This window comes from Paenibacillus sp. MSJ-34 (genome assembly GCF_018918005.1).
Classification (GTDB): Bacteria; Bacillota; Bacilli; order Paenibacillales; family Paenibacillaceae; genus MSJ-34.
Genome location: NZ_JAHLPR010000060.1, coordinates 22,514 through 33,031, shown reverse-complemented (window position 1 = coordinate 33,031; position 10,518 = coordinate 22,514). Strand labels below are relative to the sequence as shown.

At 50.8% G+C, this 10,518-nt stretch carries 9 protein-coding genes; 6 read left to right on the top strand and 3 right to left on the bottom strand.

All coding sequences use genetic code 11. From position 1 onward, the window contains the following. Positions 1-201 precede the first annotated feature (201 nt). Positions 202-1,170 (top strand): sugar phosphate isomerase/epimerase family protein, encoded by a 969-nt coding sequence (locus tag KQI79_RS23970; RefSeq protein WP_216540833.1) that lies wholly within the window; start codon positions 202-204, stop codon positions 1,168-1,170. A gap of 5 nt (positions 1,171-1,175) precedes the next feature. On the opposite strand, the gene KQI79_RS23965 is transcribed toward KQI79_RS23970, so the two are convergent. The 3 genes from KQI79_RS23965 to KQI79_RS27845 form a co-directional block, all read right to left on the bottom strand. Then, positions 1,176-1,601 (bottom strand): hypothetical protein, encoded by a 426-nt coding sequence (locus KQI79_RS23965; protein WP_216540832.1) that lies wholly within the window; start codon positions 1,599-1,601, stop codon positions 1,176-1,178. A gap of 134 nt (positions 1,602-1,735) precedes the next feature. Next, positions 1,736-3,433: a hypothetical protein gene (locus KQI79_RS23960; RefSeq protein WP_216540831.1), complete on the bottom strand. Its 1,698-nt coding sequence runs from the start codon at positions 3,431-3,433 to the stop codon at positions 1,736-1,738. Beyond that, positions 3,430-3,663, bottom strand: coding sequence for an anti-repressor SinI family protein (locus KQI79_RS27845; RefSeq protein ID WP_230191328.1), 234 nt, complete (start codon positions 3,661-3,663; stop codon positions 3,430-3,432). Before KQI79_RS27845 ends, KQI79_RS23960 begins: the two co-directional genes overlap by 4 nt. 365 nt (positions 3,664-4,028) lie before the next feature. Between KQI79_RS27845 and KQI79_RS23950 the strand changes: the two genes are divergently transcribed. The 5 genes from KQI79_RS23950 (at position 4,029) to KQI79_RS23930 (ending at position 10,493) form a co-directional block, all read left to right on the top strand. After that, the gene (locus KQI79_RS23950; protein WP_216540830.1) at positions 4,029-4,367 is read left to right on the top strand and encodes a helix-turn-helix domain-containing protein; all 339 of its coding nucleotides are present in this window, start codon (positions 4,029-4,031) and stop codon (positions 4,365-4,367) included. A gap of 377 nt (positions 4,368-4,744) precedes the next feature. Then, a complete protein-coding gene (locus tag KQI79_RS23945; RefSeq protein ID WP_216540829.1) occupies positions 4,745-6,991 on the top strand; it encodes a hypothetical protein in 2,247 nt (748 codons plus the stop codon). A 29-nt stretch (positions 6,992-7,020) separates the two neighbouring features. Then, positions 7,021-8,193, top strand: a complete 1,173-nt coding sequence (locus KQI79_RS23940) for a HEAT repeat domain-containing protein (protein WP_216540828.1) — start codon at positions 7,021-7,023, stop codon at positions 8,191-8,193. A 32-nt stretch (positions 8,194-8,225) separates the two neighbouring features. Continuing rightward, positions 8,226-9,641, top strand: a complete 1,416-nt coding sequence (locus tag KQI79_RS23935; RefSeq protein ID WP_216540827.1) for a glycosyltransferase family 2 protein — start codon at positions 8,226-8,228, stop codon at positions 9,639-9,641. A gap of 63 nt (positions 9,642-9,704) precedes the next feature. Continuing rightward, positions 9,705-10,493, top strand: coding sequence for a response regulator transcription factor (locus KQI79_RS23930; protein WP_216540826.1), 789 nt, complete (start codon positions 9,705-9,707; stop codon positions 10,491-10,493). Positions 10,494-10,518: the final 25 nt, after the last annotated feature.

The following is a 10,518-nucleotide window of genomic DNA, read 5'->3' as shown; positions in this document are numbered from 1 at the left end:
TTCATGAAAATCACCCAATTCATTAGAAATAAAAAAAGCCTTCTCGGCGATTATTGGGGTGATTTTGAAAAGTCAAGAGGAATGTTTGTTCGCACCCCATGTTTGGGGGTGAAACAATAGAAGACCCTAGCTAGGAAGCTAGAGTCTGCAACGGAATGTGAATTCCGAGAAGCTTATTGAATGTATGCGGAGGTGTCCTTATTGAAACTGGGAGTATTTAGCGTATTGTTTGCGCAAAAACCGTTGGAGGAAGCGTTGGATTACATTGCGTCTAAAGGATTGGATGCCGTCGAAATCGGAACGGGCGGCTATCCGGGCAACAGCCATTGCAATCCGGAGGAGCTTCTTGCCGACGAGAGCAAGCTGAAACAGTTCAAAGCGGCGTTCGAGTCGCGCGGTTTGACGATCAGCGCATTAAGCTGCCACGGCAATCCGCTGCATCCGCAAAAACCGATCGCCCGGAAGTTCCACGACGAATTCATTCGTACGGTGGAGTTGGCCGAGCGGTTGGAAGTTCCTGTCGTCAACGGATTTTCCGGCTGTCCCGGCGACCACGAAGATGCGAAATATCCGAACTGGCCCGTTGCGCCTTGGCCGAACGATTATCAAGAAATTCTCGATTGGCAATGGTCGAATAAGGTCATTCCCTATTGGACCGAAACGGGGAAATTCGCGTCTGACCGCGGCGTCAAAATCGCGCTCGAACTGCATGGCGGCTTCTCCGTTCATACGCCGGCAACGCTGCTGCGCCTGCGCGAGGCGGCGGGCGAGGTGATCGGAGCCAATCTGGATCCGAGCCATATGTGGTGGCAAGGCATCGACCCGGTGCAAGCCATTCATATTCTCGGCCGCGAGAATGCGATCCACCATTTCCATGCGAAAGATACGACGATCGATCCGGTCAACGTCAACAAGCATGGCGTTACCGATATGCAGTCGTATGCGTTGATGCTTGACCGCGCCTGGCAGTTCCGTACCGTCGGCTTCGGCCATGATTTGAAGACATGGGCGGATATTATGAGCGCCCTTCGTTTGGTCGGCTACGATTATGTCGTCAGCATTGAGCATGAGGACGGCTTAATGTCTGTCGACGAAGGCTTTACCAAAGCGGTGCAATGTTTGCAGCAGGTGCTGCTCAGAGAACCGCTCGGCGAAATGTGGTGGGTGTAAAAGGGCTATCCTTCGAGGAGTCCCAAATATCGAACGGGCTTGCCTGCGATTTCTGCGATCAGTACGGGGCCTTGCTTCGCTGTCGGCTCATAGATGATGGTGCCGATCGGCAGTTTGGTTGACATTTCGTTGATAAAATCCGTTCCTTCGCGATAATTCGTTTGAATCTTGCCGATTTCCGCCAGCTCGCCGATCTGCAATTGCTGCACCCAGTCGAGATTGTCGGCATTGACGTATACGATATCGTCAAACATGAAAATATCGGCATCTTTCGATTGTTGCAATATTTCTTCAGCCGTAGGATTGCCGATTACCGCCGCCGTCCGCTCCGTACCGGAAGGCGGCGTTTGTCCGGAACACGCCGTAAGCAATAGCGAGAGAAAAAGGAGCAGCATGACCGTTTGGTTCACGTTTATCACCTGCCAATTCAACGATTCATACTCTTATAACGAAAACAAAGGATACAATGTTGCAGCATTTGCAATCGATGGAATAAATAAGGAGATGCGATGACCATACAAAGGTATGATCATACGCATCTCCTTATCATTAGCGCTCATTGCACTCATTCTTTGCCTTCTTTCCAGTAATCGTAGGCATGAACCGCGAAGCCGCGGAACGAAGCGTGTTGTTTCAATAGCCCCTCCGCGATTTCCAATTGACGGTTCATTTCCGCTTTCCCTTTGTGGAAGAAGGAGACGGATTCGCCTTCATGGCTTTCTTTCATTTCCACAGAGACAATGATTTGTTTGCCGAGTTCATCGGCAAAGCCTAATTCGTCGCGAACGATATCGGCGATGCCGCCGGGACCTTCGGCATAATTGCGGAACGCCATGACGGTGACATGATCCAATTGGCCGATCATCCATTTGCTAAACGGCAGATCGGGCTCGCCCGGCACGGATGTGCCGTCCAGCCAAAAGGCGAGATCCACGCTCGTTTGCAAATCGCCGCTTTGTTTCGCCGCCTCGGCAAACGCTTGAATGTTGTCCATCCATTGCTTCAATATCGAGTCCCGGTTCGATTGCCACAGCGGCATGACGTAAGGCTCGATATCCAAATGGATTCCGCGCATCTTCTCGCCGTCCCCGGCCTCTTCATTGTATTGCCGCACGTAGCGCACAAGCTTCATGATGCGTTCCTTGCTTTTTGCCAGCGCCCATTGCGGATGGCCGCCCATCGCGTGCACTTCGATTCCCGCCGCCGAGGCATCGGCGACAAGCGGACGATAATCGGCAAACGGCCGTTCGAGATCAAGCCTTACGTAGAGCAAATTCACATCGTTGCTTTTGGCAAAGTCGATGATTTCTTTCCTTTCTCGGACAGCGGTATCGGCTTCCCAAACATACGTTGCTTTGATCGGCCCGGCAATCGGTTTCGATGCGGATTCCAACCGGACGCGCCCGCTCCAGCTTGCATAATCATGGACGGCGATTCCGGCAAACGAAGCGTGTTGTCCAAGCAGGCCGGGCAGCCGTTCAAGCTCGCGTTCCATGCTCTTCGCCCCTTTATTGTAGAAGGAAACATGTTTGCCTTCATCGCTTTTATTGATATTTACCGCGATCAATACAGGCTTCTCCAGCCGGTCCGCTTCCGCCAGTTCGTCGGTTACCAGAGAGACGATGCCGTTGTCGCCTTCGGCAGTGTTCCGGTACGCCATAATCGTGACGGTGTCGAATTGCTTCAACATCCAGGAGACGACCGTCTCGTCCTTGGCATCCGGCAATTTCATGCCGTCGTACCATGCGGGAAGATCGGCGCTCGTCTTAAGAAGAGCCGCCTTGGCTTCTGTCGCCGTATAGTCCGCATTTCCGGTCCATTGCCGCAACAAGTCATCCCTGCTGGTCTCCCACTCCGGAAGAAGATACGGCTGAACGTTGACATGGATGCCGGCGAAACGCTCGGCCGGCTGGGCGGATTCGTTATATTCCCGCACCCAATCGACGAAGGCGGAGATTCGCCCTTTGTATTTGCTTAACGCCCACTCGGGTTCTCCTCCCAAAGCGTATACTTCCACTCCCGACTTGCTTGCTTCCGCGGCGAATGTTTTATAATCCTGCGCGGATACTTTCGGATCGATATTCAAATATAGCACTTGAACCGATTGTTCCTGAAGGAACGACAGGACGGACTGGCGTTCGGACACGATCAAGTCCGCTTGCCACAAGTAGGTTGCCCGTTTTCCATGATCCGGCTTGTCGAAGCCGACTAAGCCGATGACGACAAGGAGCAGCAGCCATATTTGCCAGCGGCGCGGCTTCATAATTCGCCCTCCGGCGGTCTGCCGGCCGAAATGTCGTAGATTTTCCAAGCTGAAATGTTCTTCCGCGGCGAAGATGCGCGCTTTTCCGTCCATTCGATCGAAATTTCCTGTTTTCGCAAAAAACCTCTAACTTCTTCCGGCGTAACGCCGATGCGTTGCGCTGTCCAAATTAAGGTTGTCCATTCTTCATCCAGCAGGTTTCTCATATTTTCTCTTGTTGTTGTCTTCATTCGTTTCCCTCCTGTGGAGCCGCAAGCTAAGCATCAAGAATGGCGATCTCCCAATCGGTTTTACGTTTTTTACCACATTATCATAATATTTTCATTGTGAAAATAATCCATAAGTCGTTATTTCGTTCATTCCGATATTCGCCGTTCGTCTATTTTTGCCTTGGCATCTCCTCTCGTTATGAAATGTGGAATTGTTCCGATAAGTTATTATTACTTATGAAATTCCCGTTTTATGGGGGTAGATCGCCATGTTGTCGAAAAATAATCCGAAAGTAGGAAAAAAGATTAATTTCCTCCTTCCAAAAAAAGATTTCAATTGCTATAATTTTGTGTAATACATTAACAATTTTAAAAGGGAGATGCAAATGGTCGGGGAACGTGTACATAAATTGCGTGTGAAAAAAGGTTTTTCCCTGTCCGAACTTGCCGAAAGTGCGGGGGTCGCCAAATCATACTTAAGCGCGATCGAACGAAACATTCAAAGAAACCCTTCCATCCAATTTTTGGAGAAAATAGCCGCTGTATTGGATGTCACGGTGGAGGAGCTGCTCCATGAAGTCATGGATCCGAGCAAGATGAACCTGGACGAAGAATGGTACGATATCGTCAAGGAAGCGATGGCTTCGGGAGTCAGCAAAGAACAGTTTCGCGAGTTTTTGGAATTTTACAAATGGAAAACCGGTCAATCCCTATCGAATCGATAATATCATCTATCCGTTGCTTGTTTGAATCGCGGGTGCCTTTTTTAAAGGCTCCGCGTTTTTTTTATTTACGGCAAAAAAAGAGAGAAATCACCTAAAAAAGAGAGGATAATACCGAATATATTAAAAAAATGTCATAATTTCAGCTTTTCAATTTTAAGAGATTGAGATATACTTGCGTTAATCGTTCGTTATAAAGAACGATCCAACGAACAACTCGACAAGCATTGCTGAGCATAGAAGTTCAAATCTATTACCGGAGGTATGATTATGTGCGTATTAGCTGTTCGTACGATGGATATTCCGTTCGTACATAGCGGGAATGTTGCAAATGAAAACGATAGAAACTACACGGCAAGGCGGATGAAACCGACATCGTCATGATAGGCAGCGCAAATCGGAAAAAGAGCAGCCTTTGGAAATGGATCGGAATTTGTTTGCTCGGCATCATCGCATTTGTCGGTTTTCAATGGAAAGTGTTGTTTCCGCTGCATGTGGAAAGTTTTGAGAGCGGGGACGGGACGCAATTGAAGTTTCGCACCAACGGAGATCAATTGGAAGTATTTACGGATCAAAAATGGGAGCGATTCTTCGCGCAAGGCGTCAACTTGGGGGCGACTCTGCCCGGGCACGACCCCGGGGAGCTTCCCATTACGAAACAAAACTATTTGGATTGGTTTGCAAAAATGGCGGAAATGGGCAGCAACGTCGTAAGGATATACACGATTTTGCCGCCGGAATTTTACGAAGCGATCGTAGAGTATAACCAGGGCCATCCGGAGAAGCCTCTCTACTTCATTCAAGGCGTATGGTCGCCGGAGGAAGCGCTCATTGAAAAGCGGGATGCGTATTTGCCGGAAATCCGCGATACGTTCAAACAAGAGATTACGTTGGCCGTCCAGGCGGTCTACGGGAAAGCGGACATTCCGGAAACGCCGGGGAAGGCGAGCGGCGCATACCGGGCGAATGCGGGCCCCTACTTGATGGCTTGGCATATCGGCACGGAATGGGATCCGCAAATGGTGGACAATACGGATACGAAGCATGCCGGCATTCCGCGCTTTAACGGTTCGCATATTCGCGCGAAAGAAGAGGCGACTGCGTTCGAAAATTGGTTGGCGGAAATGTTGGACAATGTCGCCGAGCAAGAGCGGAAGTTCGGATGGCAGCATCCGCTGACGTTCACGAACTGGGTAACGACGGATCCGCTGACGCATCCGGGCGAACCGACTTTCGAAGAGGATCTTGCAAGCGTGGACGCGACTCATCTTGAGCCGGCCCATTGGGAAGCGGGATATTTTGCATCGTACCATGTATATCCTTACTATCCGGACTTTTTCCGCCTGGACGAAACGCTCCGGACGGTGACGAACGAGGAAGGCAAGCCCGATTCCTATAAAACGTACTTGCGGAAATTAAAGAAACATCATGCAGGCATGCCGATTATGGTGACCGAATTCGGCGTTCCGTCCTCGATCGGGATCGGCCATGTGGACCGATTGGGCCGGGATCAAGGCGGACATAACGAGCAAGAGCAAGGCGAGATCAACAGTTCGCTGTTCCGCGAAATCGTCAGCGAAGGGTATGCGGGCGCAATATTGTTCGCATGGCAGGACGAATGGTTCAAGAAGACCTGGAATACGATGCCTTTCGAAATACCGGCAGACCGGCGCAAATTATGGTTGAATGTGCTGACGAACGAGGAGATGTTCGGGGTTCTCGGCATGTATCCGGGCAAAGACGGCAAGATCGTCATGGACGGGAAGGATGACGACTGGAACCAGCTTCCGGAAGAAGAGAAGCAGCGGGTGGACGCCGGACAAGCAGGCATCAAGGAAATGTGGGCGACCCATGACGAAGCGTATTTATACGTTCTCGTACGGCTGAACGAAGCGTTCGATCCGGACAAGCAATCGTTCCACCTCGGGTTCGATACGATAGCAGGAGGGAACCGCCATGCGCCGGAGTTGTCCGGGACCGTTCTCGACGAAGGTCTGGAAACGTTGGTTACGCTTGGGAAGGATGAAGAGAGCGACATTAAAATCGCATCCAACTACGATTTCCATACCCGCCTGTACGGATACGGTTATGGGATGATTCCTCTCAGCGAACGGGAAATGAAGGACGATTCGGGCATCTTCAATCCGTGGAAATTGGCGATCGGCTTGGAAATGACGCCTCCGGACACGAAATTTCACCATCCGTTCGAGGATATCGTCGTTGGCAAATTGAAGCGGGGAGTCACCGATCCGCAGAGCCCGGATTACGATTCGCTTGCATTATGGCAGGCTTCGGGCAATGTCATCGAACTGCGCATCCCTTGGATGCTCCTCGGTTTTACCGATCCGAGCTCCTTGCAAGCGATGAGTTACGGCGCTTTGGACAGGAACGGTTTCCAAAGCGAAACGACGAAAGGCATTCGCATGCAGCCTTGGATGACCGATAAAGCGACCGGAAAGGCGATCGGATTGGAGCATCAAGGCGATAAATATCCGGTGAGCAAGCTCCCGGCATACGTGTGGGAACCGTGGGAAACGGTCGAATATCAGGAAAGACCGAAGAAAAGCTATGAAATGATGAAAAAAGCGTATCTCGATCGGCACAGCGCAAGCGAATCGGGAAGGTAACAGGGTAGAGAGCAGATAGGAGGAGGAATATGTTTCAGGGAAGCTTGGAACTGGCTTATCAATTTATTAAAATCGCTTCGATCGTCATCGTCGTCGTTCTCGCTTTCGCCTTGCTGATGAAAGCCAGATTGATTTACATCAAAAAGAAAAAGGACTTGTTTATGGCGAAGCATGAATCGTATTTTCAATATTTGCAATGCGATTCGGACGATGCGTCCGTGCTGAAAAAGCCGCCCGGCCGCCTAAGCAGGCTCGAATTGGAAGTGATTCAAGGGAAGCTCGGCGAATGGATCGATCGGCTGAAAGGCGGCCATCAGGAAAAGCTGATTGCGCTGAGCGAAGAGCTAGGACTCGTCGATGCAAACATGCGGCGGCTGGGCAGCAAGTTCGGCTGGCGGCGCGTGACCGCCGCTTACCATTTGGGCATGCTGCGGGCCAAGGATGCGGCCCCTGTCTTGCTGGAGCTTGCGCGGAACGAGAAAAACACGGCGAATTTTCTCGTATTCGCCCGCGCGGCGGCGCTTTGCATGGACAAGGCGAGCGACTTGAAGCAATTGATGGAACGATTTGCGCATGGGAATAAACCGGCATATTCGTTGGCCGCGGACGTTTATACGAGATCTCCCGCCGCCGATTCGAATTTGCTCGAAGAAATGCTGTGCAGCAAAGATATTCGAATGGTGAAACTGGCGGTTCATTGCTTGAAGGGCCAAGCCTACGCTCATTTGGCCCCGAATTTGCTCAAGCTCATCGATCATCCGGACCGGGAGCTGCGAATGCTTGCGGCGGAAGCGTATCTTCATTCCAGCCCGGAGCTTGCCCAAGGCGTCGTATCGAAGCTGATCAACCATGAGGACGAAGAGATCCGCGCCTTGACGGCCAGAGCGATCGGAGAACTCGGAAACGCCGCGTACATCGAGACGCTGAAGCATGCGATGGCGGATTCCAGTTGGACGGTTCGACGCAACAGCGCCGTCAGCTTGGCGATGTTCGAAGAGAAAGGCTTCGCCGTCCTATGCGAAGTCGCGATTCACGGCAAAGATCCGTTCAGCAAAGATATGGCTTCCGATGTTATTTGGGAGGAACGCATGAAAGAGCGCGTGATGTCCGGCGATGCGTCCGGCGCGGCGACGTTCCGGAACAAGCAAGGGAATGCCGGAATAAACGGATCGGACCGCCTGGATCAAAAACAAGTCATGTAGCAGTCATTGCAATCGTTGGAAAGGAGTCGCATATGAGAGAAGTTTTACTGAACTACGGGATGTTCGCCATGTTTTACATCGCGGTAGTTTACTGTATTTATTTTGTCATCATGGCGCTTTCGTTTAAAAATATATCCCGGGTGATGAAAGGCTCGTTATATTCTCCGTTCAAATCGCTCGCCGGTTCGGAGCATGTACCGCCCGTTTCCATTTTGGTGCCTTCGTACAACGAAGAATTAACCATTATCGAAAACGTACGTTCGTTATTATCGTTAAATTATCCCGAATACGAAGTGATCGTCGTGAACGACGGATCGCAGGACGACACGCTAAAGGTGCTGATCGACGAATTCGATTTGCAGTTTTCGCCGCATCGCGCGAACAAGCGAGTGCTGGAATCGACGCCGATCAACGGGGTCTATCATAATCCCGAGTACCCTCAATTGTATGTTATCGACAAACGAAACGGCGGCAAAGCCGATTCGCTCAATACCGGCATTAATCTTTCGCATTATCCGCTCATTTGTACGATCGACGCGGATTCGTTGCTCGAGAAGGACGCGCTGATCCGGATCGCCCGGGTTTACATGGAAAACCCGGAAGAAACGGTGGCGATCGGCGGCAACGTCCGAATCGCTAACGGTTGTACGATCGAGAACGGGGTCGTCAAAAAAGTTCGCCTGCCCGACAAAATTTTGCCGATGTTTCAAAATATCGAATATTTAAAAGCGTTTCTGGGCGGGAGAATCGGTTGGAGCTCCGTCAACGCGCTTCTGATCGTTTCCGGCGCTTTCGGCGTGTTCCGCAAAGACTATGTTGTGAAAGTTGGCGGGTATCGCGAAGGTTTTCCGGGAGAAGACATGAACATCATTATCAAATTGCATAAGTATATGCTCGAGAATAAGCTCCCGTACCGGGTCGCGTTCTGCCCGGACGCCGTTTGTTGGACGCAGGCGCCCGACACGGTGCGCATATTGGGAAGCCAGCGCAAACGATGGGGACGCGGAAATATTAAAAATATGTGGGATTACCGCCATATGATTTTTAACCCGAAATACAAGCAAATCGGTTTGCTGGCGATGCCGTACAACGTCCTGTTCGAAACGTTGAACCCTTATTTCAAAATGACCGGATTTGCCGCCTTATTGGGATATTTTTTCTTGGATATGACGGCATGGCCGATCGTGCTTACTTTTCTGTTCATCAATACGCTGATCAATATGATATTAACTTGCGGGGCGCTTCTGCTGGAAGAAATGGCGTTTCGGCGGTATCCGCGGATTATGGACCTTGCCATGATGGTAGGCTGCTCGTTCTTAATGACGCTCGGCTATGACCAAATCAACGCCATTTGGCGCTTTTTCGGACAGATCGATTTTATGCGCAACAAGAGTACATGGGGCGTCATGGTAAGGAAAAGCTGGAAGGAAGAAACCGCCAAGTCGTAACGCCCATAACATGGAAGCTCTGCTCCGCAAAACTTTTCCACAAAACTTTCAGGAGGTCGACCGATGCTTACGATTACGGAAAAAGATACGATTCAGCGAATTGCCGGCCAATTAATGAGCGATATGATCGCGCAATCCGAAATGCCGTGGGGAGCCGTCGCCTTTCAACGCGCTTTGAAAGGGGGGACAATTACGGAAGCGGATATCGCGGCCATCGATCCGCATCTTGCGATCCGGCAGCTGCATGACATGCAATCGGGAATATCGCTGTTAATTTTAGAGGGACAAACGTTAAGCGATACTCACTTTTTTTCCATTTTATTGAAGGAGCGGCTCGAACAGCTCGGCGTCGTCCATGGGACGATTCTGGCCGCCGGCTCCGGCGATGCGCCGGAGCGAACGGTAACGGGCATGCTGCAGGAGCTGGAGAAGCTGGCGGGCAAAGGCGATGACATATTGATTTACAACAAGCGCGCCGAGACCGCCAGCGCGGTGCTCGTCGTCGATAACGATAAGACGATCGGCGAATATTTATCGACCCGATTAGGAATGAAAGGGTATGAGGTGCATGTTGCGCAAGACGGCCAGACGGGACTGGAAATGTTCGAGGATATTTTGCCGGAGATGGTCATTACCGAACTCGCGCTTCCGGTCATGGACGGGTATCAGCTGATTAGCAATATACGCCGCAAAAACCAAGGAAAGAGCAAGGTGATGATTTTAACGGAGAAAAAATTGGAGCACGATATCCGCAAATGCTTCGATTTGGGCGTTTCCGATTTTTTGGCCAAGCCGTTCTCGCCGATCGAGTTGGAAGCCCGCATTCGGAGACTGTTGGATCAGGCGTTGTAATATTAGTCAAAACTGGAGGGAAATG